At 75.6% G+C, this 26,812-nt stretch carries 23 protein-coding genes; 9 read left to right on the top strand and 14 right to left on the bottom strand.

What is annotated here, in order from left to right:
- Window positions 1-109: 109 nt before the first annotated feature.
- The 3 genes from ACWF41_RS19550 to ACWF41_RS19540 all read right to left on the bottom strand — a co-directional run bounded on the left by ACWF41_RS19550 (window position 110) and on the right by ACWF41_RS19540 (window position 2,734).
- Window positions 110-643 (bottom strand): DUF6912 family protein, encoded by a 534-nt coding sequence (locus tag ACWF41_RS19550; RefSeq protein ID WP_380324477.1) that lies wholly within the window; start codon window positions 641-643, stop codon window positions 110-112.
- Between the two features lie 79 nt (window positions 644-722).
- Window positions 723-2,078, bottom strand: a complete 1,356-nt coding sequence (locus tag ACWF41_RS19545; protein ID WP_380324480.1) for an AAA family ATPase — start codon at window positions 2,076-2,078, stop codon at window positions 723-725.
- Complete coding sequence (locus ACWF41_RS19540) at window positions 2,078-2,734, bottom strand: CpaB family protein (RefSeq protein ID WP_380324483.1); 657 nt, start codon at window positions 2,732-2,734, stop codon at window positions 2,078-2,080. Before ACWF41_RS19540 ends, ACWF41_RS19545 begins: the two co-directional genes overlap by 1 nt.
- Window positions 2,735-2,871: 137 nt before the next feature.
- On the opposite strand from ACWF41_RS19540, the gene ACWF41_RS19535 reads away from it, so the two are divergent.
- Window positions 2,872-3,081 carry a helix-turn-helix domain-containing protein gene (locus ACWF41_RS19535; RefSeq protein ID WP_380245390.1) on the top strand — a complete coding sequence of 70 codons (210 nt, stop codon included), beginning with the start codon at window positions 2,872-2,874 and terminating at the stop codon, window positions 3,079-3,081.
- A gap of 18 nt (window positions 3,082-3,099) precedes the next feature.
- On the opposite strand, the gene ACWF41_RS19530 is transcribed toward ACWF41_RS19535, so the two are convergent.
- The gene (locus tag ACWF41_RS19530; RefSeq protein ID WP_380324486.1) at window positions 3,100-3,648 is read right to left on the bottom strand and encodes a hypothetical protein; all 549 of its coding nucleotides are present in this window, start codon (window positions 3,646-3,648) and stop codon (window positions 3,100-3,102) included.
- A gap of 158 nt (window positions 3,649-3,806) precedes the next feature.
- Here ACWF41_RS19530 and ACWF41_RS19525 point away from each other — a divergent pair, with 158 nt between their 5' ends.
- On the top strand, window positions 3,807-4,679 hold the full coding sequence (locus ACWF41_RS19525) for a LysM peptidoglycan-binding domain-containing protein (protein ID WP_380324489.1): 873 nt from the start codon (window positions 3,807-3,809) through the stop codon (window positions 4,677-4,679).
- Between the two features lie 44 nt (window positions 4,680-4,723).
- The gene (locus ACWF41_RS19520) at window positions 4,724-5,365 is read left to right on the top strand and encodes an Rv3235 family protein (protein WP_380324492.1); all 642 of its coding nucleotides are present in this window, start codon (window positions 4,724-4,726) and stop codon (window positions 5,363-5,365) included.
- 103 nt (window positions 5,366-5,468) lie between these two features.
- Here the strand turns inward: ACWF41_RS19520 and secA are convergent, their stop codons facing one another.
- The 8 genes from secA to mtrA all read right to left on the bottom strand — a co-directional run bounded on the left by secA (window position 5,469) and on the right by mtrA (window position 17,892).
- Complete coding sequence (secA, locus tag ACWF41_RS19515) at window positions 5,469-8,402, bottom strand: preprotein translocase subunit SecA (RefSeq protein ID WP_380324495.1); 2,934 nt, start codon at window positions 8,400-8,402, stop codon at window positions 5,469-5,471.
- Between the two features lie 169 nt (window positions 8,403-8,571).
- On the bottom strand, window positions 8,572-10,176 hold the full coding sequence (locus tag ACWF41_RS19510; protein WP_380324498.1) for a cation:proton antiporter domain-containing protein: 1,605 nt from the start codon (window positions 10,174-10,176) through the stop codon (window positions 8,572-8,574).
- A 108-nt stretch (window positions 10,177-10,284) separates the two neighbouring features.
- On the bottom strand, window positions 10,285-11,532 hold the full coding sequence (locus ACWF41_RS19505) for a winged helix-turn-helix domain-containing protein (protein ID WP_380324501.1): 1,248 nt from the start codon (window positions 11,530-11,532) through the stop codon (window positions 10,285-10,287).
- A 293-nt stretch (window positions 11,533-11,825) separates the two neighbouring features.
- On the bottom strand, window positions 11,826-12,488 hold the full coding sequence (gene hpf / locus ACWF41_RS19500; RefSeq protein WP_380325778.1) for a ribosome hibernation-promoting factor, HPF/YfiA family: 663 nt from the start codon (window positions 12,486-12,488) through the stop codon (window positions 11,826-11,828).
- 192 nt (window positions 12,489-12,680) lie between these two features.
- Complete coding sequence (locus ACWF41_RS19495) at window positions 12,681-13,577, bottom strand: ComF family protein (RefSeq protein ID WP_380325775.1); 897 nt, start codon at window positions 13,575-13,577, stop codon at window positions 12,681-12,683.
- Window positions 13,578-13,719: 142 nt separating this feature from the next.
- Complete coding sequence (locus tag ACWF41_RS19490; protein WP_380325772.1) at window positions 13,720-15,444, bottom strand: LpqB family beta-propeller domain-containing protein; 1,725 nt, start codon at window positions 15,442-15,444, stop codon at window positions 13,720-13,722.
- Window positions 15,441-17,225: an MtrAB system histidine kinase MtrB gene (gene mtrB, locus ACWF41_RS19485; RefSeq protein WP_380325769.1), complete on the bottom strand. Its 1,785-nt coding sequence runs from the start codon at window positions 17,223-17,225 to the stop codon at window positions 15,441-15,443. Before mtrB ends, ACWF41_RS19490 begins: the two co-directional genes overlap by 4 nt.
- Window positions 17,212-17,892 (bottom strand): MtrAB system response regulator MtrA, encoded by a 681-nt coding sequence (gene mtrA, locus ACWF41_RS19480; RefSeq protein ID WP_380325766.1) that lies wholly within the window; start codon window positions 17,890-17,892, stop codon window positions 17,212-17,214. Before mtrA ends, mtrB begins: the two co-directional genes overlap by 14 nt.
- Before the next feature lie 166 nt (window positions 17,893-18,058).
- Between mtrA and ACWF41_RS19475 the strand changes: the two genes are divergently transcribed.
- From ACWF41_RS19475 to ACWF41_RS19455, 5 genes are all read left to right on the top strand, one after another.
- Entirely contained in the window at window positions 18,059-19,285 is a 1,227-nt protein-coding gene (locus ACWF41_RS19475; RefSeq protein WP_380325763.1) for a glycerophosphoryl diester phosphodiesterase membrane domain-containing protein, read from the top strand.
- Window positions 19,282-19,965: a DUF4129 domain-containing protein gene (locus ACWF41_RS19470; RefSeq protein ID WP_380346908.1), complete on the top strand. Its 684-nt coding sequence runs from the start codon at window positions 19,282-19,284 to the stop codon at window positions 19,963-19,965. Before ACWF41_RS19475 ends, ACWF41_RS19470 begins: the two co-directional genes overlap by 4 nt.
- The gene (locus tag ACWF41_RS19465; protein WP_380326019.1) at window positions 19,962-21,206 is read left to right on the top strand and encodes a DUF4350 domain-containing protein; all 1,245 of its coding nucleotides are present in this window, start codon (window positions 19,962-19,964) and stop codon (window positions 21,204-21,206) included. The genes ACWF41_RS19470 and ACWF41_RS19465 overlap by 4 nt, the downstream gene beginning before the upstream one ends.
- Window positions 21,203-22,327 (top strand): AAA family ATPase, encoded by a 1,125-nt coding sequence (locus ACWF41_RS19460; RefSeq protein ID WP_452183090.1) that lies wholly within the window; start codon window positions 21,203-21,205, stop codon window positions 22,325-22,327. Before ACWF41_RS19465 ends, ACWF41_RS19460 begins: the two co-directional genes overlap by 4 nt.
- Window positions 22,328-22,421: 94 nt before the next feature.
- Window positions 22,422-23,834 carry a DUF58 domain-containing protein gene (locus ACWF41_RS19455; protein ID WP_452183088.1) on the top strand — a complete coding sequence of 471 codons (1,413 nt, stop codon included), beginning with the start codon at window positions 22,422-22,424 and terminating at the stop codon, window positions 23,832-23,834.
- Between the two features lie 33 nt (window positions 23,835-23,867).
- On the opposite strand, the gene ACWF41_RS19450 is transcribed toward ACWF41_RS19455, so the two are convergent.
- Together ACWF41_RS19450 and ACWF41_RS19445 are read right to left on the bottom strand one after the other, a co-directional pair.
- Window positions 23,868-24,671 carry a hypothetical protein gene (locus ACWF41_RS19450; protein WP_380326013.1) on the bottom strand — a complete coding sequence of 268 codons (804 nt, stop codon included), beginning with the start codon at window positions 24,669-24,671 and terminating at the stop codon, window positions 23,868-23,870.
- Window positions 24,672-24,836: 165 nt separating this feature from the next.
- A complete protein-coding gene (locus ACWF41_RS19445; RefSeq protein WP_380326010.1) occupies window positions 24,837-25,826 on the bottom strand; it encodes a stage II sporulation protein M in 990 nt (329 codons plus the stop codon).
- A 48-nt stretch (window positions 25,827-25,874) separates the two neighbouring features.
- Between ACWF41_RS19445 and ACWF41_RS19440 the strand changes: the two genes are divergently transcribed.
- The gene (locus ACWF41_RS19440; RefSeq protein WP_380326025.1) at window positions 25,875-26,693 is read left to right on the top strand and encodes an RDD family protein; all 819 of its coding nucleotides are present in this window, start codon (window positions 25,875-25,877) and stop codon (window positions 26,691-26,693) included.
- Window positions 26,694-26,812 lie beyond the last annotated feature (119 nt).

Genomic DNA, 26,812 nt, shown 5'->3' with positions numbered 1-26,812 from the left:
CCACCCCGCGAAGAAACTTATCGTTGCGCGTCGTGACCCCTTTGGTGGGGGGTGGGTGTTGGACTGGTTTAAACGTCGGAAAAGGGACAAAACCCCCCCCCACAACGCTTTAGGGGCGGGGGATCTGGGGGATCTCGGTCGGGTCGTACCAGAGCAGGTCGCGGTCGGTCACGCGCTGGAGCGCGGCGTCGAGCGCGTCCTCGGACAGGGCACCGTCGCCACCCGTGCGCTCGGCGTCGTTCTCCTCGTCGGCAGCGGCAAGGACGGCCCGCACGTCGGCGGCGGCCTCCGGCTCGTCGACGTGGACGGCGACGACCGCGACCCCGTCCAGCGCGCCGACGTCCACCGCGCTGGGCTCCTCGGCGTCGTCGGCCGCGGCCACGGCGGCGTCGGGCACGTCGAGCGAGACGACGACGCGCAGCGGGGCGACGCCGCGTCGCGCGGCGATCCGGGCCAGGGAGTCATCCGCGGCGGCGAGGAACGCCTCGTACTCGCGGCTCTCCTCGTCCTCGTCGGCCAGCTCGCGCACCAGGGCCGGGGTCACGGCGTGCGCCCGGCGCGCGGGGAGGTCCCAGCGCGCGCCTCCGGCGGCCACGGCCGCGCCCTCGAGCTCGTCCAGCGTGGCGGGAACGTAGATGCGCATGCGCACAGTCTGCCGCCCCGGGCGCCCGGCCGCGCGCACCTGGGCGTTCGCACCTGGCCGGGCGGCGGTCGGACCCCGCTCAGACGGCGGCCGGCACCGTCGCCCGCACCCGGCCCGCGAGCGCCTCGAACGCCGCCGTCACCGGGGACGCCGGCGCCTCCTCCGCGAGCGTGCGCCCGGCGAGGAGCGCGCCGTCGAGCCCGGCAGGGTCGTCCGGGACGAGGTGCACCTCCTCCACCCCCGCGTAGCGCGCCAGCGCCTCCCGCACGGCGTTCTCCGGGTGGGCGCCCACGGCCGACGGCCGCACCCGGTTCGCGACGACGACCCGGTCCCCCGCGACGGGGACCGGCACGTCGCGCAGGTCCTCCAGGCCGCGCACGAGCCGCTGGATCCCGACCGGGTCGGCCGCACCGACCACCACCACGACGTCCGCCGCCTGCAGCGCGGCGAGCGTGGCGGCGTTCCGCTGCGGGGCGTGCGTGTCGTACATGAGCAGCTCGTCGGCCTCGAGGAGCGCGCCGCAGTCCACGACGGTCCAGTCGGCGAGCTCGCGGGCCCGCTCCAGCACGACCTCGACGGCGCTGGCGGGCAGCTCGGGCCACCGCGCCGCGCGCGTGATCCCGGTCAGCACCCGGAGCCTCCCGCCCACCACGGGGCTCTGCCGGGCGAGGGTGGGCAGGTCGAGCGCGCCCTGCCCGGCGGACCGGGCGACGGCGGCGAGCCCCGGCGTGTCGTCGAGCAGGCCCAGCCGGGCCGCGACGGACGCGCCGTAGGTGTCGGCGTCGACCAGCAGGACGGCGTCCTGGCGCGACGCGGGCGCGTCCTGACGCCTCCGGCCGTGCCTCCTGCGCCGTCCGGAGAGGCCGCCGAGGGCGGCGGCGAGCTCGAGCGCCGTCGTCGTGCGGCCCGGCGCCCCGACCGGGCCCCACACCGCGACCACCCGGCCGTGCCGCGGCCCGGCGTCGTCCGCGAGGAGGTCGTCGGCGCCGTCGGCGACCAGGTAGTCGACGGCGTCGGCCGGGCCGGTCGCCCCGAGGACGAGGTCGACGGTCTCCCCGCCCGGGCCGCCGGGGCCGACGCGCATGACGGCGGCCTCGCGCACCGCCGCGAGCAGGGCCGCCTCGTCGTACCGCTCGACGACGCCGTCCACCCCCAGCCCCTGCAGGCGCGCGACGTGGGCGGCGTCGTGACCGAGCGCGACGACGCGCACGCCGGCGCCGTGCAGCCGGCCCACCGCCTCGCGGTCCAGCCCGGCGAGGTCCGCGGACACGACGGCCACGGTCCCGGCGCCCGCCGCGGCCGCGGCCAGGAGCTCCGCGAGGTCGCCGCAGCGGCGGGTCACGGTCGCCCCCGAGCCGGGCGCACCGAGCGCGACGACGACCTCGGTCTCGGCCCCGCCCCGCACCGCGCAGAGCACGGTGACCGCGGCGGCCATCAGACGCCGGTCCCGGCCTGCGGCACCACGGTGACGCGCCCCGGCTCGGCCAGCGCCGCCAGCACGGCAGGCAGGTCGTCGGCAGGCACGAGCACGTGCAGCGTCGCACCGTCCGACACGACGAGCCCCGTGCCGGCCTCGTCCACCTGCTCCACGACGACGCCCGTGACCAGCGGCGTCGGCTCGGCGGCCGGGGCGTCCGAGCCGGCGGGAGCCTCGGGCACCGCCCACAGGTCGACGACGGCGCCCGCCGTCACCCGTGCCGACATCGCCTGGTCCACCGGCACGGAGACCGAGCGGACGTCGACGTCGGCCGCGTCCCCCAGCGCCGACCGCGCGACGAGCTCGCCGTCGTCGACCGTGCGCAGCGCCACCACCTGCTCGGGCAGCTCCTGGTCCGCGCGCACGTACAGCTCGGTCCCCGAGCCGATCCGCACGTCGACGGTGCGCAGGCCGGACACGTCCACGGGCTCGCCGGGCGTGAGGGTCCCGTCCGCGACGTACACGGGCACGGTGCGCCCCGCCGACGAGACGGCCCACGACCCGAGGGCCACGGAGGCGGCGACGATGACGACGCCGACCACCAGCCGGGGGTCGCGCCAGGTGGGGCGGCGCAGTCGGGCGGCGACGGGTGCCGGCATGGGGTCGGTGCTCACGGACGTCCTCCGGGGTCTGGGCTGGGGCGCAGCGTCGCGCCCGGCGGAACCTATCATCGGCGACCCCATGTGTGCTTCGAGCATCCACTGTGGACAACTGCTGCCATCCGCGATCAGCGCTGTGCCAGAATGCCCGTATGACCAGCCGGTTCCTCTCTCTCGCCGACGTGCAGGAGATGCTGAACATCTCCAGCACGCAGGCCTACTCCCTGGTGCGCTCGGGCGAGCTGCCCGCGATCCAGGTGGGCCCCAAGAAGGTGTGGCGGGTCGAGGCCAGCAAGCTCGAGGAGTACATCGAGCACCAGTACGCCCGCACCCGCGAGCGGATCGCGTCGGGCGACCTCTGAGCCGGCGGCGGGCCGCCCTCAGGCCTCGCTGACACGCAGCACGGCGCCGAACGGCACCGTGCGCACGACCGGCCGCGCGCGGTCCGTCTCCTCGACGTCGAGGTGGTCGGCGCCCACCCGGCCGATCCGGCCGGTGGCCGAGCCCCCGACGGTCCGCACCAGCACCCGGGCGCGGTCGCGCTGCAGCCCCCGCAGCACGTGGCCGAGCCCCAGCCCGTCGGTCCGGGCGCGCGACGGCACGGCGTGCCGGCCGAGCCCCACCACCGCCGCCAGCGCGGGCAGCGGCACCAGGTGCTGCACCCGCCCGCGGGCTCGGCGCCCGTCGAGGAGCACCCACGTGTGCGCCACCCGGGCCACGCGCCCCTCGATGCCCTCCCCGTCCAGCAGCTCGAGCCGCAGCACCGCGCCGGTCGCCGCCCGCAGCCGGTCGACGAGCGGGATCGACGCCTGCTCCGCCCGCGTCAGCTCCGCCACGGCACCTTCGCGCTCCGCCGCCGCCTCGGCGTCGAACCGTGCCTCGAGGTCGGCGAAGAGCAGCTCCCACCTGGCCGGACCCGTGCCCGTCATGAGGCTCCTCTCGTCGTGCGGCCGGTGCCCACAGGATGCCCGGGTAGACAGACCGGCACCAGTCCGCTTCAATATCGACCATCAGACAGCATCAATCGCTATCAACTGACATCACCAGACGTGATCCTCGGTCGGGAGCGTGGGACGAAGGAGACCTGATGTCCGGCAGCAGCGGAACCCGGAACCCGCGGGACGGCCACGGCCTCGGCCGCCTCACGGTCCTCGCCCTCGTCGCTTGCGTGGCCGGGGTGTCCCTGGCGCTGCGCGGCCTGTCCCTCGCGCCGCGCACGCCGGAGGGCGCCGCCGGCCTCGCGATCGACGGGTGGGTGGAGCTCGCGGTGCTCGCCGCGGGGCTCGTGGCCGCCGCCTGGCTGTTCCTCAGCGGGGTCGTCGCCCTCGCCTGCGTCGCCGCGGTGCGGCTCGGGCGCCGCTGGCGCGCGGGCGAGGCCGTCGTCGAGCGCCTCGCGCCGGCCGCCGTCCGGCGCCTCGTCCGCTCCGCCGTCGGGGTGGGCGTGGGCGCCGGGCTCACCCTCGCCCCCACCGCCGCGCTCGCCGCCGAGACGCCTCCCGCCGAGCCGGCGGGGGCCGAGGCCTCCGTCGTCCTGGACCTCGGCTGGCAGTCCACGTCCGGCGCGGCCGGGGGCGCCGTCGTCGACGAGCACGACCCCGCTGCCACCGCCCTGGGAGAGGTGCCGGTGGAGGACCCCGACGAGACGGTGACCGCCGCGGCCACCGGGTCCACCGGGTCCGCCGGGTCCACCGGGTCCACCGCGGACCCCGACGACGAAGAGCGCGCGGAGCCCGTGAGCGCGACCCCGGTCCGCATCACGACTCCCCCGGACGCGGACGGCACGCGGGTGGTGCTGCGCGGCGACACCCTGTGGGACATCGCCCGGGACGCCCTGGGCGGCCACCCCTCGGACGCCGAGATCCTGCGCGAGGCGACCCGGTGGCACGAGGCCAACCGCGCGGTCGTCGGCGCGGACCCCGACCGCATCCTGCCCGGCCAGGTCCTGAGCGCCCCCGCCTGACGGCCCGCGCCGTCCACGACACCCCGCACCCACCGGAGGGCATGATGACCGCGACGACCACTCCCGCCGAGACCACGGCGCCGGCCGTGCCGCCCCGCACCGCGCCCCCCGCCGGCGCGACGTCCACCGACCTGACGCCCACGGACCTGACGCCCGAGGAGGGCACCGGCCACCGCCCGCTCCGCGTCTCCGCCCCGCCACGCCGCGGCCCGGCGGGCTACCCCGAGGCGAGCACCCGGCCGGGGCCCCGGGTACGGCGGGTGCGCGTCGGCGCCGAGGGCGTGCGCCGGTCCGGCGACGACGACGCCGACGTCCCGCAGCGCCCGCTCCGCGAGAGCGAGCCCGCACCGCTGCCGGACCCCACCGCGCAGTGCTGCGCGGTGGTCCGCGCGGCCGTCGAGGTGCTGCGTGGCGAGCGCCCGTCGGCGCAGCTCGCCCGCTGGGTGACGCCGCAGGTGCGCGACCAGCTCGCCGAGCGCGCCCGCATCGGGCTCGCCCACGACGGCGTGCGGCACACCGAGCAGCACCGGCCCGTCCAGGTGCGGCGGGTCCGCCTGGTCCGGCTGGGCGACGACGTCGCCGAGGCCACCGTGGTGCTGGACGACGACGGCCGGGTGCGCGCCGCCGCCGTCCGCCTCGAGGCGCGGCGCGGGACCTGGCGGGTGGCCGTGCTCGAGGTCGGCTGACGGCCCTCGCCCCAGAGACGACCGGCACACCGGGAACGACGGAGCCCCGGCCCGCGATCGCGGGTCGGGGCTCCGTGCTCACCGGAAAGTCATGCCGTCCGGGTCACTCCTCGTTGACGCCGTGGCACACCTTGTACTTCTTGCCCGAGCCGCAGGGGCACTGGGCGTTGCGCGGCGTGCCCGGGAAGGTGCGGCCGTCACTGGTCGCCGCCGTCGCCTCGCCGTGCAGGTCCCGGCGCGACCGGCGCGTGGCGCCGCCCGACGTCGTGGTGGAGCCGTCCTCGCTCGGGGACGAGTACGACAGCCGCTGCGGCGCGGGAGCCTCGAGGCCCTTCGCCAGGAGCACCGGCTCCGCGTCCGCCGCGGGCGCCGCCGGAGCGGGCTCGGGCTCGGCCGGCGCCTCCGGCTCCGCGACGGGCTCGGCGACCGGCGACGCCGCGCCGCCGCCCACGAGCTGACCGGCGCCGGACTGCGCCGCCGCCGCGGCGCTGGCCGCGGAGATCACCGGGGCACCGGGCGCACCGGGGCCCCCGGGCTGCTGCACCTGGACGTCGAGGTTGAACAGGAACCCGACCGACTCCTCCTTGATGGCCTCGGTCATCGCCTGGAAGAGCTGGAAGCCCTCGCGCTGGTACTCGACCAGGGGGTCGCGCTGCGCCATCGCGCGCAGGCCGATGCCCTCCTTGAGGTAGTCCATCTCGTAGAGGTGCTCGCGCCACTTGCGGTCCAGCACGGAGAGCACCACGCGGCGCTCGAGCTGGCGCATCGCGGCCTCGCCGAGCGACTCCTCGCGGGCCGCGTACGCCACGCGGGCGTCCGAGAGCAGCTCCTCGAGGACCATCTCGTGGCTGAGGCTGCCGACGCCGCCGGCCTCCTCGATCACGTCCTCGGGCGTGATGGTCACCGGGTACACGGACTTCAGGGCGGTCCACAGCGAGTCCAGGTCCCACGCCTCGGGGTTGCCCTCGGACGTCGCACCGTCCACGTACGCCGTGACGACGTCCGTGAGGAAGTGCTGCACCTGGTCCTCGAGGTCCTCGCCCTCGAGCACGCGCTTGCGCTCGGCGTAGATGACGGAGCGCTGCCGGGACAGCACGTCGTCGTACTTGAGCACGTTCTTGCGGATCTCGAAGTTGCGCGCCTCGACCTGCGACTGCGCGCTCTGGATGCCGCGCGTCACCATCTTCGACTCGAGCGGCATGTCGTCGGGGAACCCGGCGCGGTCCATCATCGACGACGCGAGCCCGGAGTTGAACAGGCGCATCAGGTCGTCCTGCATCGACAGGTAGAACCGCGACTCGCCGGGGTCGCCCTGACGGCCGGAACGACCGCGCAGCTGGTTGTCGATGCGGCGCGACTCGTGCCGCTCCGTGCCCAGCACGTACAGGCCGCCGAGCTCGGTGACCTCCTCGTGCTCCGTGGCCACGGCCGCCTTGGCCTTCTCGAGGACGTCGGGCCAGGCGGCCTCGTACTCCTCCGGGTCCTCCGCGGCGTCGAGCCCGCGCTCGGCCATCTCGGCGACGGCGAGGAACTCCGCGTTGCCGCCGAGCATGATGTCGGTGCCGCGGCCGGCCATGTTGGTCGCCACGGTGACGGCGCCCTTGCGGCCCGCCTGCGCGACGACGGACGCCTCGCGCTCGTGCTCCTTCGCGTTGAGCACGCTGTGCGGCACGCCGGCCCGCTTGAGCAGGCCCGAGAGCAGCTCGGACTTCTCGACGCTCGTGGTGCCGACCAGGACCGGCTGGCCCTTGGCGTGCCGCTCGACGATGTCCTCGACGACGGCGTTGAACTTGCCGTCCTCGTTCTTGTAGACGAGGTCGGCCTGGTCCATGCGGACCATCGGCCGGTTGGTCGGGATGGGGACGACGCCGAGCTTGTACGTGCCCTGGAACTCGGCTGCCTCGGTCTCGGCCGTACCGGTCATGCCCGCGAGCTTGTTGTAGAGGCGGAAGTAGTTCTGCAGCGTGATCGTGGCGAGCGTCTGGTTCTCCGCCTTGATCTCCACGCCCTCCTTCGCCTCGATGGCCTGGTGCATGCCCTCGTTGTAGCGGCGGCCGGCGAGGATACGGCCGGTGTGCTCGTCGACGATCATGACCTCGCCGTTGAGGACGACGTAGTCCTTGTCGCGCTTGAACAGCTCCTTCGCCTTGATGGCGTTGTTGAGGAAGCCGATGAGCGGCGTGTTGAGCGACTCGTACAGGTTGTCGATGCCGAGGTAGTCCTCGATCTTCTCGATGCCCGGCTCGAGGACGCCGACCGTCTTCTTCTTCTCGTCGACCTCGTAGTCCGTGTCCACGTTCAGGCGGCGCACGACCTTGGCGAACTCCGTGTACCAGCGGTTGGCGTCGCCGGACGCCGGGCCCGAGATGATGAGCGGGGTCCGCGCCTCGTCGATGAGGATGGAGTCCACCTCGTCGACGACGGCGAAGTGGTGGCCGCGCTGGACGAGGTCGTCGGGCGACCACGCCATGTTGTCGCGCAGGTAGTCGAAGCCGAACTCGTTGTTCGTGCCGTACGTGATGTCGGCCGCGTACTGCTTGCGGCGCTCCTCCGGCGACTGGCCCGAGACGATGACGCCGGTCGTCATGCCGAGGAACCGGTAGACGCGGCCCATGAGGTCGCCCTGGTACTTCGCGAGGAAGTCGTTGGTCGTGACGACGTGGACGCCCTTGCCCTCGAGCGCGTTGAGGTAGGCGGCCGTCGTGGCGACCAGCGTCTTGCCCTCACCGGTCTTCATCTCGGCGATGTTGCCGAGGTGCAGGGCGGCGCCACCCATGAGCTGCACGTCGAAGTGCCGCTGACCCAGCGTGCGGCGCGCGGCCTCGCGCACCGCGGCGAACGCCTCGGGGAGCAGCTCGTCGAGGGTCGCACCGTGCTCGAGCCGCTCCTTGAACCGGGCGGTCTCCTCGTGCAGCTCGGTGTCGCTCAGCTCCTCGAAGCTGGGCTCGAGCCGGTTGACCTGCTCGGCCAGACTGTTGAGCTTCTTGAGGATCCGGCCCTCGCCAATTCGGAGGACCTTCTCGAGGATCGCAGGCACGCAGTACTCCAGGGTCGGTGGCGCCCCGGGGATGTCCGGGACCGTGCGGCGCGACGGACGGTCGACGGAGCGGCAGAAGCTCGCTCGTCCGCGCCGTCGCCTGGGTCACACCGGAGCCATCCTAGGCCGATCACCTGAGAGTCAGGTGCGGGTTCGCGACGGACGAACGTCAGGACGCCTCGTCTCCGCGGCCCGTGCCCGCGGCGAGCTCGCTCGCCGCCCGGTCGGCCAGCTCGGCGCCGGCCGCGCCGTACAGGTGGAAGACGGCGTCCGCGCCGTGCCGGCGCAGCTCCGCCGCGTCCTCGTCGTACCGCGCGATGGCCGCCACGCGCCCGCCGAACCCCGCGGCCCGCAGCCGCGCGAGGGCGATGAGGTTCGCCTTGTGGAACGGCATCGCCAGCACGGCGAGGCGCACCCGGCCGGCCCGCTTGACGCGCGCCCAGAACTCGGTGTCCGTCGCGTCGGCGGGGACGACGGCGATGCCCTCGTCGCGCAGGGCGGCCACGCGGGTGCGGTCGTGCTCGACCCCCATCACGGACAGGCCGTGCACGTCGCGCAGCCGCCGGTAGGTGGCCGAGCCCACGCGCCCGAGGCCGAGCACGACGGCGTCCACCTGGCCGATGTCGACCGGGCGGTCGTCGGGGTGCAGCCTGTCGACGTCCCGGCGCGGCAGGAGCCCCGTGAGCCGCGTCGCGAGCTCGACGCCGCGACGGTTGACGATCGCCGAGACGACGAAGCTGGCCGCGACGGCCAGCGACACGATGACGGTCCACTCCTCGTCGAGCAGGCCCGCGGTCCCGCCGAAGGCCACGACGATGATGCCGAACTCGGAGAAGTTGCCGAGCGCGAGCCCGGCGAGGAAGGACGTGCGGCGGCGGAGCCGCATCAGCCACAGCAGCAGCGCGTAGACCGCGACCTGCAGGGGCAGCATGAGCAGCAGCAGGAGCGCGAGGGCGACGTCGACCGGGGCGGGCATGCCGTGCAGCCCGATCTGCAGGAAGAACGCGACCAGCGCGAGGTCCTTCACCGTCAGCAGCGAGCGCGACAGCTCGGTGGACTGCGGGTGCCCCGCCAGCAGCGCCCCCATGACCAGGGCCCCCAGGTCACCGGACAGCCCGGCGATCTCGAACAGCCAGAAGCCGGGCACCAGCGCGACGAACGCGCCGAAGAGCGCCTGCAGCTCGCCGTGCCCGGCGCGGTCCCAGACGCGCCGCAGCACCCACGCGCCGGGCACGAGCGCGACGAGCGCGAACGCCCAGGGGCTCGGGGGCTCGCCGGTGGACACCGCGAGGAAGACCACGGCGACGACGTCCTGCACCACGAGCACGCCGACGGCGATGCGGCCGTAGAGCGCCGTCGTGTCGGAGCGGTCCTCGAGCACCTTGACCACGAACACTGTGGAGGAGAAGGAGAGGGCGAGGCCGACCAGGGCCAGCGAGCCGAACGACTCGTCGGCCAGCAGACGGATGCCGACGACGGCGAGCAGGCCGAGGAAGCCGACCGCCACCGCGACGGTCAGCACCAGGTGGACGAGGGTGGTGAGCCAGATCTCGGGCCGCAGCAGCGAGCGGACGTCGAGCTTGAGCCCGATGGCGAACAGCAGCAGCGCGACCCCGAGCTCCGCGACCGTCTCCAGGCCGGGCAGGTCGGGCGCCCCCGCGGCCCCGAGCGCGAACCCCGCGGCGAGGAACCCGACCAGCGGCGGCAGGCGCAGGAACGTCGCCGCGAGCCCGCCCACGAGCGCGGCGGCGAGGTACAGCACGGCGGTGGTCATCGGCGATCCCGACCTGCTCCCGATCCGGGTCCGACGCCGGCGCGCCCGACGTCGTGACGCGCCGATCCTACGAGCGCCGCCGTGGCGGTGCGGGTCATGCCGCGCGGGTCATGCCGCGCGCACGGCGTCCGCGAGCGCGGGCGCGAGCTCCCCGGCGGGCGTCACCCCGGTGGTCTCCAGGCCCAGCCAGCCCGCGAGCACGTCCAGCTCGGCGCCGAGCGCGGCGGCGGTGCCGGGCCCGGCGTGCGCCGTGGGGTGCGCGGACTGCACGCGCAGCACCCCGGCCTGCCGGTCGGCCTTGAGGTCGACGAACGCGGTGATCGCGTCGCCCTCCAGGAACGGCAGCACGTAGTACCCGAGCACCCGCTGCGGCGCGGGGACGTAGATCTCGATCCGGTAGAAGACGTCGAACAGCGCCTCGAGCCGGCGGCGCTCCCACACGAGCGGGTCGAACGGGCTGAGCAGCGTGCGGGCCTCGGCCCGGCGCGGCAGCCGCGCGTCGCGGTGGCGGAAGGTCTTCTCGGCCCAGCCCCGCACCTCGACGGGCTGGAGCACGCCCTCCTCGAGGAGCTCCGCGTGCGCGCGCCGCACCGCAGGCCCCTTGAGGCGGAAGTAGTCGGCGAAGCACCGGAGGGTGCCGACGCCGTGCGCCCGCGCGCCGAGCTCCAGGAGGCGGCGCACCGCCTCGTCGTCGGGCACGGGGCCGGCGGCGCGCACCGCGGGGGGCAGCACCCGCTCGGGCAGGTCGTAGCACCGCTCGAAGGCGGTGTTGCGCCGCGCCGACATCACCTCGCCCGTGAAGAACAGGAACTCGAGGCAGCGCTTGGCCGCCGTCCAGTTCCAGCCCCACTCCTCGCGCGAGCGCGGGCCGGAGTGCCCGTGCGCGACGAGCTCGTCGTGGATCTCGCGCGCGGTGACGGGCCCCCGGTCGGCGACCATCCCGCGCACCAGCTCCAGCTCGGCGGCGTGCGCCAGCGGGGTGCCGGAGATCGTGCCCCAGGCCTCCCCCAGGTAGTCCCGCCGCCGCCAGTCGAGCAGCGGGTACGTCTCGGCGGGCACGTAGGACGCGACGTGCGCCCACGTCTCGACGATCTTGCGCGGCGCCCGCCCCGACGCCCGGTCCAGCAGCCCCACGTCGTAGGGCCCCAGCCGCGAGTACAGCGGCATCAGGTGCGCCCGCGCCAGCACGTTCACGGAGTCGATCTGCAGCAGGTTGAGCCGCTCGACGGTCGCCATCGCCCGCCGCATCGTCACCCCGCCGCCGGCGCCCGCGCCCGCGCCACCGGGCCGCGGCCGGTGCAGCCCCTGGGCCCCGAGGGCGACACGGCGGGCCTGCGCGAGCGAGAGGGAGTCCACCCGCCCATCCTGCCGACCCCCACCGACAGGACACGGCACGCGGCCAGCACAGGTCACAGCGGCCAGCACAGGTCACAGCGCCCAGCGCCCAGCACCCGCGCTTCACTCCGACGTGCTGACGGCGGGGTACGACGCACGAAGCCGAGGCGACGCACGAGAGCCGGCCGAGAAGTTCTGCGCGGGGACGTATCCCTCCCGAAGTGGAGGGCGCCCTGGCGCCCGTGAACGCGTCCCCGCGCAGAACTTCTCGACCGGCTCGACCGCACCGACGGGCAAGGTGCCCGCCGGTCAGATCACGTCAGCTCGGTCACCGGTTCGACCCCTCCGACCGTCGAGTCCAGCTCGATGACGCCGTAGGTCCAGCCCCGACGCCGGTACACGGCGGACGGCCGGGCGGTCTCCTTGTCGATGAAGAGGAAGAAGTCGTGCCCCACCATCTCCATCTGGTAGACCGCGTCGTCCACGGTCATGGGCTCGGCGTGGTGCAGCTTGCGCCGGATGACGACCGGGGAGTCGCCGAGCTGCTGCTCGACCTCGTCGCCGGGCTCGGCCAGCGCCACGGGCGCCGGCGGCGGGGCGACGGTCTCGGCGGCGGCGACCTGGTCGAAGGTGCGCACGTCCACGGCAGGGCGGACGTCGTTGGCGCGGCGGCGGTGGTCCTTGCGGCGGTCGCGCGAGCGGCGCAACCTCTCCGTGAGCTTGTCCAACGCGATGTCGAGGGCGCCGAACCGGTCGTCCGCCGCGGCTTCCGCGCGGATCACGGGCCCCTTGTCGCGCACGGTCAGCTCGACCCGCTCGCGGACCTCGGAGAGCCGCGGGTTGTTCTCCCGGGTCACCTCCACGTCCACCCGACGGGCGGCCGGTGCGAGCTGGGTCACCTTGCTCAGCTTGTCCTCCACGTGACGGCGGAACCTGTCCGCCACCTCCGTGTGCCTGCCGACGACGACGATCTCCATCGTGTTGCTCCACTTCGTCGTGAGGCCGCCTCACGAGCGGCCCCGAGTTCCGGTCTGGGCACCCTGGGGGGCGCCGTGTTCGGCACCACCTCCCGGGTCCGCCGGACGCTCGGTCCGGACCGCTCGTGGGTCGCACGGAGGAACGTCCCGGACCGTGGTCTCGGGGCTGTTCTCCCGCGTGGGACCCCCAGGCTAACCCCTCCCGCGCGCGAGGTATACCGGTGGCTGCGGGAGGTCCGTCACGGGTCTCGTGACGGCCCCGGGCGGGGGCGTCGCGGCCACGACGAGGGCGCCGACGACGTCGGCCCCGACGCCCTCGAGCGCCCGTTCCGCGGCGGCGAGCGTGGACCCGGTGGTGACGACGTCGTCGACGAGGAGCACGGCCGCGGGGGCGCCGTCGCGGCGCTCGACGACGCCCCGTCGCACGGCGACGGAGCCGGTGAGGTTCCGGGCGCGGGCACGGGCGCCGAGCCCGACCTGGTCGTGCCCGCGGCCGCGGCGGACGAGCGCGGCCACGACGCCGGCGGGGAGCCCTGCGTCGCGCAGGCCTGCCCCGGCGGCCCGGGTCAGTGCCCGCACGTGGTCGCGGCCGCGGGACCGGCGCGAGGCCCCGGTGGACGGGGCGCCGACGACGAGCAGGCTCCGCCCGCGGACGGCACCGCGGAGCGCCGGGGCCAGGTCCCGCGCGACGGCCCGCAGGCGCGGCCCGACGAGCCGGTCCAGGTCCACGCGGCCGCGGTCCTTCCAGGCCACCACGAGCTCGCGCACCGGCCCGGCGTACGGGGCGAGCGCCCACACGGGCAGCGGCGGCACGCCGTCGAGCCGGTCCAGGCGCGGCGCCGCCGCCTCGACGCGCGCGGCCGGGCCGTCGAGCAGGGCGCCGCAGTCAGGGCACCAGAGGACGTCCGGCGCGCCGCAGCCCGGACACGCGACGGGGACGACGAGGCGGCCGAGCTCCCGCAGCCACTCCCCCGCCCGGCGCGGGTCCGCGGCGGGCGCCGGGCGCGGTCCGGGAGGCGCGCCGGAGAGCGGCGCGAGAGGTGGCGGGGCCGGCGGCCGGGCGGGGGACGCGACGGATGGCGGGCTCATGCCGGCCAGCGTGCCGGCCGGCATGAGCCGCGCACCCGCGCCCGGGAGCGCCTGGGGACGACGCCCGCCTGGGGGCAGCGTCCGACCGGTGCGCCACCGTCGAGCGTCCCGGGAAAAGGCCCCGGAGAAGGCCCGGGCGGCGTCAGCCGGGGTACGCGACCAGGTCGACGTCGTCGGCGACCATCGACCACAGCGCGGAGCTCTGCCGCGAGTAGAGCGTGCCGCCGTCGTCGATGGCGAGCATCGCGCCGGTGCCGACCGAGCCGGTGACCCAGCGGGGGTCGGTGACGCCGGCGAGCGCGCGGGACAGCCCGCCCTGGCCCGAGAGGCCGCCCACGCCGGCGACGAACACCGCGCCGTCGCCGTCGGACTCCTTGCCCAGCAGCGCGAGGGTCGCCTCGTCCTGCCAGGTCGCCTGCGACACCTGCCGCACGGACGCACCGACCTGCACCGGCGCGGAGAGCCCGGTGGGGACGTTCTCCGCGTCGCGGACCACGCCCGCCACGTGCACGAGCCGCCCGGAGGGCCCGGAGCTGACGATCGCCACCCGCGCGCCCTCCGGCGAGACCCGCACGGACCGCACCGTGCGCGAGGAGAGCCAGTCGACGTCCAGCGTCCGCACCTGCCCCGACGCGAGCGCCACCCGGAGCTTCGACCCCTGCGCGGTCCACACCGCCCCGAAGCGGTCGATCGACGGCGGCACCAGGTCCTTCCCCGCCATGAGCACGGAGGGGCCGTCGTCACCCGAGACGCGGACGATCCCCTGCGACCTGTCGCGCACCACGACCGGGTCGTCCCCCGGCCCCACGGCGAGGGCCGTCGGGTCGAGGCCGGCGAGCGGGACGGGCTGCTTCGGCTCGGTCAGCTCGCGCCCCACGACCCGCACGAGGCGGCCGTCCGTCACGGCGAGCGCGTCGCCCGTCGTCCGGGGCACGGACAGCGTGCTGGTGCCGGTCGTCGTGAGCGGCGTGCTCCCCTCGGACAGCACGACGGTGCGCCCCTCGCCCTCCGCGAGCGTCGCCTGCAGCTGCGCGACGGCGAGCGACCGGTCCTCGGCGCTGGCCGACGTGATCGTGGACGTGAGGCTGACGTCGATGGAGCCGTCGTCGGTCACGGTGACCGCGTCGATGGCGAGGTCGGTGCCCTCGGGGATGACCGTCGTCGTGGAGTCCTGGAGCCACTCGGGCGGGCCGGCGAGGATCTCGCTGGTGGCGTCGGTGCGCCAGGTCTGGCGGGGGAACCACCGCACGTCGGGCACCCACCAGGTGAGGTCCGGCGTCGGGAAGTAGAGCGTGGTGGGGTGGAAGGCCTGGCTGAAGAACGCCGACGGCAGCATGAGCCCGTCGTCGAGCTGGGAGATGCGCCACTCGCCGCCCGGCTCGCGCGTCAGGCCGAACGGCACGTCGAAGGTGTAGGGCGTGGCCTCCTCCGTGTACATGCCGCGCTCGTCGAGCGTCGCCACGACGCGCACCGACGCGGTGACGGTGGTCTCCGTGGCGTCCTCGGGCACCTCGACGGGGTCGATCTGCGGGTCCTCCGCCAGCACCAGCACCCGCGAGTAGCGGTCCCAGCCCTCCCAGGCCTTCGGGGTGACGTACTCCTGCGCGACGGCGTAGGACGAGTTCGACGTCGGGCCGAGCTGGGCGACGCTGAGGAACCCGGACACGACCTGGTCCGGGTTGGCGCCGGCGGTCGGCCCCGCCGGGATGTAGCCGATCTCGCTGAGGTTCTCGAGCTGCGTGTCGCCGTCGCGCACCGGGCCGTTCGTGGGGATGCGGGCGCACGCGACCGTCACGACGAGCACGAGGACCGCCGAGACCAGGGCGGCGGCCGCGCGCGGGCGCCGGCGGGCGGGGTCGGCGGTCATCGGTCCTCCTCGGCGGCGGGCGGGCCCAGGTGCGGGACGGGCTGATGCGCGATGTCCACCCCGTCGGCGTCCACCATCCCGAGCTCGGGGATCGCGGTCGGCGTGGGGCCGGTCGGCGGGTTCACGACCGGCAGCTGCCCCGTGGGCGGCGCCGACACCCCCTTCGACGGGCCCTCGAGCGGCAGCGGCGAGCGCTCCAGCCGGATGCCGGCGCGGCGCGGCAGCGTGAGGCGGAAGCTCGCGCCCTCGCCCGGCCGCCCCCAGGCCTCGAGCCAGCCCGCGTGCAGGCGCGCGTCCTCGAGCGAGATCGCGAGGCCGAGACCGGTGCCGCCCGTGGTGCGGGCCCGCGCGGGGTCGGCGCGCCAGAAGCGGTGGAAGACCCGCTCGATCTCGTCGGGCGAGAGCCCGACGCCGTGGTCGCGCACCACCACCGCGACCGCGTGCTGGTCCATGCCCACCGTGACCTCGACGGGCTTGCCCTCGGCGTGCTCGACGGCGTTCACCACGAGGTTGCGCACGACGCGCTCCACGCGCCGCGGGTCGACGTCGGCGGTCGCGGGCTCGTCGGGCAGCGTCACGGACAGGAAGACGTCCTTGGTCTCCGCGAGCGGCATCGACGCGTCGGCGACCGAGGCGACGATGTCGCGCAGGTCGCGCTGCTCGACGTCGAGCACCGCGGCGCCGGCGTCGAACCTGCTGATCTCCAGCAGGTCGGTGAGCAGCACCTCGAACCGGTCCAGCTGGGCGTAGAGGAGCTCGGCGGACCGGCGGGCCGCCGGGTCCAGGTCCTCGCGCGACGCATGGATGACCTCGCCCGCCATCCGGATCGTCGTCAGCGGCGTGCGCAGCTCGTGCGAGACGTCGGAGACGAAGCGCCGCTGGGCGGCGGACAGCTCCTCCATCCGCGCGATCTGGTCCTCCAGGTTGGCGGCCATCTCGTTGAACGTGCGGGTGAGGGTCGCCATCTCGTCCTGCCCCTTGGCGTCGGGCAGGCGCTCGTCGAGGTGCCCGTCGGCCAGGCGGGACGCGACCGTGGCCGCGCGCCGCACCGGCGCCACGGTCTGCCGCGTCACGACCCACGTGAGCGCGCCGAGCAGCACGAGGATGGCCAGCGCGCCGATCCCCAGGGTGCGCTGCACGAACGACAGGGTCTGCTGCTCGGCCTGGAGCGAGTAGATGGCGTACAGCTCGTACGTCCCGATGGACGGCACCTCGACGGTGGACCCGACCACGACCCCGGGCTCGGGCGCCTCGGAGTCCGTGTACTCCGCGGGGATCTGCACCGACTGCAGCACCTGGCCGTCCGTGGCGAGCGTGGCCGCGCGCAGGTCGTCGCCGATGATGGACGTCAGCCCGGTCTGCGTCCCGATGTCGGCCAGGCGCGCGGGCTGGTCGGGCGCGTTGAGGAGCAGGAAGTCCTGCGCGCTGGACGCGCTCGCGTCGAGCGTCTTGACCATCTGCGACAGCAGGAGCTGGAGGTCGGACGGGGACGTCGCGGGCGAGTTCGAGAACGTCGTGCGGACCTGCTCGGTCATCGACGCGTTCTCGCGCTCGATGCGGTCCACCCGCTGCTCGAACAGGCCGTCACGGATGGACACCGACAGGTAGAGGCCGAGCAGCGCCACCGCGACGACGCCGAGGGCGAGCCCCGACGTCACGACCCGCAGCTGCAGGGACGACCGCCACCGCCGGACGACGTACCGCGTCCGCGAGACGGTCCATGCGCGCCACCGCCGCCACGTCCGGCGGACGCGGCGCGCGGCGGGCTCAGCGCGGTGCACCGGCCTTGTAGCCCACACCCCGCACGGTCAGCACGACCGTCGGGTTCTCGGGATCGCGCTCGACCTTGGACCGCAGCCGCTGCACGTGCACGTTGACCAGGCGCGTGTCGGCGCTGTGCCGGTAGCCCCAGACCTTCTCGAGCAGCACCTCGCGCGTGAAGACCTGCCAGGGCTTGCGGGCGAGGGCCACGAGCAGGTCGAACTCGAGCGGGGTGAGGCTGATGCGCTCGCCGTCCCGGACCACGTTGTGCCCGGTGACGTCGATCTCGACGTCACCGACGCGCAGGCGCTCGGGGCCGGGCTCGTCGGTGCGGCGCAGGCGTGCCCGGATGCGCGCGACGAGCTCCTTGGGCTTGAACGGCTTCGTCATGTAGTCGTCGGCGCCGGACTCCAGCCCGAGCACGATGTCGACCGTGTCCGTCTTCGCGGTGAGCATGATGATCGGCACGCCGGACTCGGCGCGGATCTCGCGCGCGACCTCGATGCCGTCCTTGCCGGGCAGCATGAGGTCGAGCAGGACGAGGTCGGGTTGCTCGTCCCGGAAGGCGACGAGCGCGCCGTCGCCGTCGGCGCAGAACGTCGGCTCGAAACCTTCGGAACGCAGGACGATGCCGATCATCTCGGACAGCGCAGTGTCGTCGTCGACCACCAGGACACGGGACTTCATGGGGTCATTCTGCCAGGCCCGGCGGGTCGTCCTGTGGAGAGCCGCGTGAGCCACGCCGCGCCGCGTACTAGGGTCGGTGCGACCGGCGTCACGCCGGTCACACCTGCCGAGAGTCCGTCGACGCCGCGCGCCGACGACCGACCGCCCTGCAGCCCGGGAGGCCGCGATGACCACGCCCGACCAGCCCCCGCCGCCGTCCGGCTGGGGCGAGGCCCCCGAGCCCCCGCGGTACGGGCAGCGCGCACCCGGCGGCGCGCCGCAGTACGGGCAGGGCCAGCCGCAGTACGGGCAGGGCCAGTACGGGCAGCAGTACGGGCAGCGACCGGCCGGCGCCCCGGGCCCGTACGGGCCGTACGGGCCGACGGCGGCGAAGCCCGGCATCGTGCCGCTGCGGCCGCTGTCCCTCGGCGAGATCTACGACGGCGCCTTCACCGCGATCCGGCACAACCCGAAGGTGATGCTGGGCGCGGCGACGCTCGTGCTGCTGGTCGCCACCGTCCTCGGCGTGCTGGTGGCGCAGCTCCTCGTGCCCGCCCTGTCGTCCGCCTTCGGCTCCGTGGCGGCGTCCGACCCGGACCTCGCCGAGCTCGGGTTCGACACCGTCTACGCGCAGGTCATCGCCACGAGCCTCGGCACCGGCCTGACGATCCTCATCGCGCAGCCCGTGGTCGAGGGCATCCTCACGACGTCCGTGAGCCAGTCGGTCATCGGTCGCAAGCAGACGCTCGGGCAGGTCTGGGAGCGCCTGCGCGGACGCGTCGGGCGGCTGATCGGGTGGGCGCTGCTGCGGACGCTCGGTTCGCTCGTGCTGGTCGCCGTCTGGTCCGTCGTGCTCGCCGTCGTGATCGCGACGCTCGGCGACTCGTCCGTGGGCGGCACCGTGGTCGTCGTCCTCCTGCTGGTGGTGGCGCTCTTCGCGGCGGTCGTGTGGCTCGGGGTGCGGGTGGGGCTCGTGGCCCCCGCGCTCGCCCTCGAGGGTCGCGGGCTGGGCGCCACGATCGCCCGCGCGTGGCGGCTGACCCGCGGGTCGTTCTGGCGGCTGTTCGGCATCTACCTGCTCGCGTCGATCATCATCGGCTTCGCCGCGAACCTCATCACGTACCCCATCACCCTCATCACCACCGCCATCGGGGGCGCGAGCGAGAGCTCGGAGGTGATGGGCGTGTCGACAATCGTGGCCAGCGTGCTGTCGATCATCGTCAGCACGGCCATCACCACCATCTTCACGGCGTCCGTCGTCGCGCTCCTCTACATCGACGTGCGGATGCGCCGCGAGGGCCTCGACGTCCAGCTCGCCGCCGCGGCGCAGGCTCCCGAGGGCGGCCAGCCGGGCGGCATGGCGGGCGGCGCTGCGGGCGGCACGGCGGGCCCGCCTCCCGGCACGATCGCGTGACCGGCGCGTCGGCGGTGCTCCGTGCCGTCGTGCCGGCGGCCCTGCCCGCCGGCGTGCCCGTGGACCCCGACCGCGAGACGGCGCACCGCTGGCTGCTCGAGGAGCTGTCCCGCTCCGAGTACTCCACCGCGCCGTCCCTCCTCGAGCGCCTGCTGCGCTGGTTCACCGACCTCTTCGACGGGCTGACGATCGGCGGCGGCAGCTTCCCGGTCGCGTTCGTCGTGGTCGTCGCCGTGGTCCTCGTCGCCGCGATCGCGTGGTGGGTGGCCGGACCGGTGCGCCTCACGCGACGGCGGCAGCGCTCCGCGGTGGTGCTCGGCGACGACACCCGGACCGCCGACGAGCTGCGCGCGGCCGCGGACGCAGCGGCCGCGCGCGGCGACTGGTCGACGGCCGTGCTCGAGCGCTTCCGCGCTCTCGTGCGGTCCCTGGAGGAGCGGGTGGTCATCGACGAGCGCCCGGGGGGCACCGCCCAGGAGGCCGCGCACGACGCCGGCTCCCGCCTGCCCTCCGTGGCCGACGAGCTGCACGGCGCCGCCGGCCTGTTCGACGACGTCTGCTACGGCACCCTCCCGGCCCGGGCCGAGGACGACCAGCGCCTGCGCGACCTCGACGTGCGCGTGCGCGCGCTCCGGCCGGAGCCCGTCGCGCCGTCCCCGAGCGAGGTGTCGTTCCCATGACGCTCGACACGGACCGCGGCACGGGCGCCGCCGCCCCGGACGCGGTGACGTCCTCCGTCGTCACCGGGGACGGCACCACCGCCGGCGGCCGCGCCGCGCGCCGGTGGCGGCGCGCGCGCTGGACGCTGCTGGTGCTCGGGGTCCTCGTCCTCGTGGTCGCGGTGCTCGCCGTCACGCGCCCGGTCACGTCGAGCACGCCGTACGCCCCCGACAACGCCGACCCGGACGGGGCCCGCGCCGTCGCGCAGGTGCTCGGCCGCCAGGGCGTCGACGTCGAGCACGTGACCCGCGTCGCCGACGCCGTCGCGGCGGCGGGCCCGGGCACCACGCTCCTCGTGACGCCGTCCTCCCTGCTGCTGCCCGAGCAGGCGGACGCCCTCGCCGGCGTGGAGGCCGACCTCGTGCTGATCGGCGCCGACGACCTGCTGGTGGGCGCTGCGACCGACGGCGACGTGGGCCGCGTGCACCCGTCGACCACCCCCGGCGGACCGCTCGCCCCCGGCTGCGACCTGCCGGCGGCCCGGCGCGCCGGGACCCTGCAGCTCGGCGCAGGGCTGGAGGCGAACCCGGACGCGGCGCGCGACGTCACCCTCTGCTGGGTGGTCGACGACCAGGCGGCGCTCGCCCGCGTGGAGCTGCCGGCCACGGGCGGCACGCGCACCGTGACCGCCGTCGACGACGCGTCGTTCGTCCGCAACGACACCGTCCTGGACGACGGGAACGCGGCCCTCGCGCTGGGCCTGCTCGGGGAGCACCCGATGCTCGTGTGGCTGGTCCCCGACCCGCTGGACACCAGCGCCGCCGGCGAGACGTCCGACCCGGGCACGGCCGTGCTGCCGGACTGGGCGGGGGTCGTCGGCCTGTGGGCGCTGCTCGTGGTGGCCGTCGCCGCCGTGTGGCGGGCGCGGCGCCTCGGCCCGCTGGTCGCCGAGGAGCTGCCCGTCGTCGTGCGGGCCACCGAGACCACCCGCGGTCGCGGACGCCTGTACCGGCGCGCCCGGTCCCGCGGGCACGCCGCCGCGGGGCTGCGCGCCGCGAGCGCCGACGTGGTCGCGCGCCGCCTCGGCGTCCCCCGCTCCGCCGACCCGACGACCCTCATCGAGGCCGTCTCCCGCGCCACCGGCCGCCCCACGCGCGACGTGGCCGACCTGCTGTACGGCCCACCACCCCCCGACGACGACGCGCTGGCCGAGCTCGCGCGCCGGCTCGACATCCTGGAGAGCGAGGTCCACCGATCGTGACGACCCCCGACGAGAACCCGCAGGCGGCCCCGGTCCCGCAGACCGCGGCGTCCGCCCCCGTCGACCCGCCCGCGCCGGCCGAGACCCCCGGGCAGGTCGAGACCCCTGCCCCGGCCGAGGCCGACGCCCCGGCCGACACCCCCGCGCCCGCCGTGCCCCCCGCGGCGCCGTCCGTCGAGCTGCGCGCGGCGCTCGCCGGCGTGCGCACCGAGGTCGGCAAGGCCGTCGTGGGGCAGGACTCCGCGGTGACGAGCCTGCTCATCGCGCTGCTCTGCTCCGGCCACGTGCTGCTCGAGGGCGTGCCCGGCGTCGCGAAGACGCTGCTGGTGCGCGCGCTCGGCGCGTCGCTGGACCTGTCCACCAAGCGCGTCCAGTTCACGCCCGACCTCATGCCGGGCGACGTCACCGGGTCGCTGGTCTACGACACCCGCACCGCCGAGTTCTCCTTCCGCGAGGGGCCGGTGTTCACCAACCTGCTGCTCGCGGACGAGATCAACCGCACGCCCCCGAAGACGCAGGCGTCGCTGCTCGAGGCGATGGAGGAGCGCCAGGTGTCCGTGGACGGCACGCCGCGCCCCCTGCCGAACCCGTTCGTCGTCATCGCGACGCAGAACCCCGTGGAGCACGAGGGCACGTACCCGCTGCCCGAGGCGCAGCTCGACCGCTTCCTGCTCAAGGTCGTGCTGCCCGTCCCGGCACGCGAGCAGGAGATCGAGGTCCTCGCCCGGCACGCGGCCGGCTTCGACCCGCGCGACCTGCACGCCGCGGGAGTCCGGGCCGTGGCCGGGCCGGAGCAGCTCGCCGCCGCGCGCGCCGAGGTGCGCCAGGTCCAGGTGGCGCCCGAGGTCCTCGGCTACGCCGTCGACCTGTGCCGCGCCACCCGCCGCTCCCCCTCGCTGTCGCTCGGTGTGTCGCCCCGCGGCGCCACGGCGCTGCTCGCGACGTCGCGCGCCTGGGCCTGGCTCTCCGGCCGCTCGTACGTCACGCCCGACGACGTGAAGGCGCTCGCGCACCCGACGCTGCGGCACCGCGTCCAGCTCCGGCCCGAGGCGGAGCTCGAGGGGGTCACCGCCGAGAGCGTGCTGACCAGCGTGCTCGCGACCGTGCCCGTCCCCCGATGACGCTCTGCACCCCGGCATCGAGCGTGCTGAGCTGCTCCTCAGACGTCGGGTGCGTGGAGCAGCTCAGCACGCTCGATCCGCGGCGGGAGGGCCGATGGCGCTGACGTGGCGTGCCGTCGTCCTGGCGGCGCTCGGCGTGGTCCCGGTGGCCCTGTTCCCCGTCGCCGGGACGGTGGTGGTGTGGGCGCTGGTGGTGGCCGCGGTCTGCACGGTCGACGTCGCGCTCGCCGCCTCGCCACGCGCGGTCGCGATCCAGCGCCGGGCGCCGCGCGCGGTGCGGCTCGGGGCGACCACCCGCTCCGAGCTGGTCCTCACCAACACGACCCGGCGCCGCCTGCGGGCCCTGGTCCGCGACGCGTGGCCGCCGTCGCTCGTGGTCGACGCCGCCGTGCGCACCGAGGGCGCCGCCGCGGGCGAGCCGGTCGTGGCCCGCTCGGCCCGGCACGCCGTCGACCTGCCCGCCGGCGAGTCCGCGCGGGTGCGCACCCCCCTGCTCCCCACCCGGCGCGGGGAACGCGCGGCGGGGCCGGTGACGATCCGGTCGTACGTGCCGCTGCGGGTCGCCGCGCGCCAGGCGTCGATCCCGGTGCCCGGCCGGCTGCGGGTGCTGCCCGAGTTCGCGAGCCGCCGCCACCTGCCGTCGCGCCTGGCGCGGCTGCGGGAGATGGACGGCCGGGCGGCGGTGCAGGTGCGTGGCGAGGGCACGGAGTTCGACTCGCTGCGCGAGTACGTGGTGGGCGACGACGTCCGCTCGATCGACTGGCGGGCCACCGCCCGCCGCGGCGACGTCGTCGTGCGCACCTGGCGCCCCGAGCGCGACCGGCGCGTGGTGATCGTGCTCGACACCGGTCGCACCTCCGCCGCCCGCATCGGGTCCGCGCCGGGCACGCACGTCCCGTCGGCCCCCGGGGCCGAGGAAGGCGACGAGCCGGCCACCACGCTCGGCGGCACCCGGCTCGAGGCGAGCATCGAGGCGGCGCTGCTGCTCGGCGCGCTCGCCGACCGCGCGGGCGACCGCGTCCAGGTGCTGGCCTACGACCGCACACTGCGCGCCCGCGTGGCCGGGGCGTCCGGCCCGCGGCTGCTGCCCGCGCTCGCCGAGTCGCTGGCGGTCGTCGAGCCGGCGCTGCTGGAGACGGACTGGCCCGGCCTGGTCGGCCAGGTGCGCCAGCGGGTGTCGCAGCGGTCGCTGGTCGTGCTGCTGACGGCGCTCGACCCGGCCGCCGTCGAGACGGGGCTGCTGCCCGTGGTGCACCGGCTGTCCGGCACGCACCAGGTGGTCGTCGCCGCCGTCGCGGACGCGGACGCCGCCCGCCTGCGTGCGGACCGCTCGTCGTCCGCCGCCGTGTACGACGCGGCCGCGGCCGCCCGCGCGGACCTGGAGCGGGCTGCCGTCTCGGCCGTGCTGCGCCAGCACGGCGCCGAGGTGGTCGAGGCGCTCCCCGACGACCTGGCGCCGCGGCTCGCGGACACCTACCTGGCGCTCAAGGCCGCGGGCCGCCTGTGACCCTGCCGCCGGCTCTCCCCCGCCGCCCCGAGGTCACTCGCCCGTCATCTCGCTGAGGTCCATCACGTCGTCGGGGGCCGGCGCCTGGACGTCGGGCGCCGCGTCCAGGTCGGAGAGCACCACCTCGCCGTCCTGCGGGCTGCTCACGCGCACCAGCTGGTTCGACCCGTCGGACGTGACGTCGATCGTCGCGCCGTCCGCGGCGGTGTACTCGTAGACCTGCTGGCCGTCGACCTCGACGAGCTCGCCCGTCTCGGCGACGCCGGACGCGTCGTCGCCGGTCGGGAAGTCCTCGGTGAAGGCGTCCATGATGGTCTCGAGCGACATGTCGTCCGCGCCGGCCTCCTTCGGCAGCAGCAGGTACCTGTCCCCGAGCGCCTCGGCCATCGCGCCGTCCGAGTCGCCGAAGTTGGCCTTGAAGAACTGCGCGGACGCCTTGAGATAGGTGGAGCCGTCGACCCGCAGGACGGTGGCGTCCACGGGCTCGCCGTCGGCCTTCCCCGAGAGCGAGAGCGTGTAGTCACCCTTGTCGGTGACCGCGCCGGACCCGTCCACGGTCATCGTCTCGCCGCCGTCCGTGAACGTGCCGTGCAGCGTCAGCGACGTCAGGGCGGCGACGTTGGCCTTCACGTCGTCGGCGATCTCGGAGTACGGCGGGGCCTCCTGCGCGGACGGCGACTCCTCGGCCGCCTCCTCGGGCTGCCCCTCCTGCGCGGACGTGCTCGCCGCGGGGGTCTCCGTCGGCGGGCCGCCGTCGCAGCCGGCCAGGGCGAGCACGCCGGCGAGGGCGACCGCGGTGAGGGCGAGCGAGGTGGGGGCGAGCGGCTTCTTGGTCATGGCGGCCTCCTCGGGCCGACGGGCGCCGACGCACGGGAGGCACGGCCGGGCCCGACCAGGGTTCCTGGAAGCCATCCAGGCTAGGCGACGCCGCCCCGCGTGGAACAGGCCCGGGGCCAGAATCCACCCGGTCGACCCGGGGTGGCCGGGCCGACCCGGGGGCCGTCAGCCGACGGTGGGCACGACCTCGCCGGCACGGTCGGCGTCGAGGTCGCCCGTGAGGCCGGCCGCCGTCGCGCGACGGCCCAGCACGACGACGTAGACCCAGAACCCCGCGAGCGCGATCGTGCCGATGACGATCTTGAGCCACCACGGCAGCGCGGAGCCGGTGACGTACCCCTCGATCAGGCCCGAGACCGCGAGCGCCCCGGCGAGGCCGATCGCCACCGTCACCAGGGCACGCCCCTCCTGCGCGAGCGCCACGGTGCGGGGGCGGGGCCCCGGGGACACTGCCGTCCAGAACAGCTTGAGCCCGGCCGCGCCCGCGACGAACACGGCGGTGAGCTCGAGCAGCCCGTGCGGGGCGATGAGCTGGAGGAACAGGTCGAGCTCGCCGTAGGCCGCCATCATGCCGCCCGTGGCGCCCACCCCCACGGCGTTCTGCACCAGCACGAGGGCGGGCCACACGCCCGTGATGCCCAGGCCCACGCACTGCGCCGCGATCCACGCGTTGTTCGTCCACACCATCGCCGCGAACGACGCGCCCGGGTCGTAGTAGGACGCGAAGGCGTCGTTCACGTACGCCTCCCGCTCGGCGGGCGTGCCCATCGCGGCGAGCGCGCCCGGGTCGGTCGCCACCCGGTATCCGGCCAGCACCGCGAGGGCCAGGCACACCACGACGACGCCGAGCGTCCACCAGCGCACCCGGTACAGCGCGGCCGGGACGGTCACCGCGACGAACCGCACGACGTCGGACCACGCCGGCTCGTGGGCGCCCGCGATGCGCACGCGGGCGCGGCTGAGCAGGTCGGACAGCCGGGTGACGAGCACCGGGTCGGGGGCCGCGGACCGCACGGTGGACAGGTGCGTGGCCACCGCCTGGTAGAGCCGCACCAGCTCGTCCGCCTCCGCGCCGTCGAGCCGCCGCTTGCGGGTGAGCTGCCGCAGCCGCTCCCACTGGGGGCTGTGCACGGCGGTGAAGGCGTCGAGGTCCACGGTCGATACCCTTCCACACGGGACAGGTCGCACGAGCGGGGGATGCACATGCACGACGGGATCGTCATCGGCGAGGGCGTGGTGCTCGACGCGCGCCCCGCCTCCTTCGTCAGCCGCGCGCTCGCGGCGCTGCTCGACCTGGCGGCGATCGTCGTCGTGGGGATCGCGCTGCTGGTCGTGGTCGCGCTGCAGGACGTCCAGGTCGACGAGCAGTGGGCCGCGGTGCTCGGCGTCCTCGCCGCGGTGCTGGTGATGGTCGTCCTGCCGGTCACGGTCGAGACGCTCAGCCGCGGCCGCTCCCTGGGCAAGCTGGCGGCGGGGCTGCGGGTGGTGCGCGACGACGGCGGCCCGGTCCGCTTCCGGCACGCCTTCGTGCGGGCGCTGGTGGGAGTGGGCGAGCTGTGGCTGACGTTCGGCAGCGTGGCCCTGATCGCGTCGCTGTCGAACTCCCGCGGCAAGCGCCTGGGCGACCTGCTGGCGGGGACGTACGTCATCCGGGTGCGGGGCGGGCGCGGCTGGTCGATGCCGCTCGCGATGCCCCCGGAGCTCGCCGCCTGGGCCCGCACGGCGGACATCCGGCGGCTGCCGGACGGCCTGGCCCTCTCGGCCCGGCAGTTCCTCGACCGGGCGCCGCGACTCGCCCCCGTGTCCCGCGCGGGCCTGGCCGACGACCTCGCGGGCCGCATCGAGCCGCTGGTCGCCCCGGGGCCGCCGCCCGGCACGCCGGCCGAGGCGTTCCTGCACGCCGTCCTGCACGAGCGCCGCGACCGCGAGCTGGAGCGCGGGCGGGCGGAGCAGGAGCGGGCCGAGGCCCGCGCCGCCACGCTGCACCGCCTGCCCTACGCCGTCCCCGACCCGCCCCGCTGAATGTTGTGGGCGGACTTTTTGGCCCGTTTGCCCTGCGAAAAAAGGGAAAAAAACCCCCCCCAACACCACACCAGTCCGGCGAATCAGGGGGGGGGGGGGGTCTTCCACCCCCCCAAAAA

The organism is Isoptericola sp. NPDC055063 (assembly GCF_053608125.1).
The sequence above is the reverse complement of the archived record's forward strand: the minus strand, read 5'-3'. Positions and strand labels throughout refer to the sequence as shown.